At 56.2% G+C, this 441-nt stretch carries 1 rRNA gene (only partly in view); it reads right to left on the minus strand.

The annotated features are described in order from the left end of the window. Positions 1-441, minus strand: a 16S ribosomal RNA gene (locus BQ4888_RS12245); its annotated part runs 94 nt beyond the window's last position; the annotation flags it as partial.

The following is a 441-nucleotide window of genomic DNA, read 5'->3' on the forward strand; positions in this document are numbered from 1 at the left end:
GACTACTTGGGTATCTAATCCTGTTTGCTCCCCACGCTTTCGCGCCTCAGCGTCAGTAACGGGCCAGTGAGTCGCCTTCGCCACTGGTGTTCTTCCGAATATCTACGAATTTCACCTCTACACTCGGAGTTCCACTCACCTCTCCCGTACTCAAGACAGCCAGTATTGAAGGCATTTCCGAGGTTGAGCCCCGGGCTTTCACCCCCAACTTAACTGTCCGCCTACGCGCCCTTTACGCCCAGTAATTCCGAGCAACGCTAGCCCCCTTCGTATTACCGCGGCTGCTGGCACGAAGTTAGCCGGGGCTTCTTCTCCGGGTACCGTCATTATCGTCCCCGGTGAAAGGATTTTACAATCCTAAGACCTTCATCATCCACGCGGCATGGCTGCGTCAGGCTTTCGCCCATTGCGCAAGATTCCCCACTGCTGCCACCCGTAGGG

Source organism: Desulfuromonas acetexigens (assembly GCF_900111775.1).
Classification (GTDB): Bacteria; Desulfobacterota; Desulfuromonadia; order Desulfuromonadales; family Trichloromonadaceae; genus Trichloromonas; species Trichloromonas acetexigens.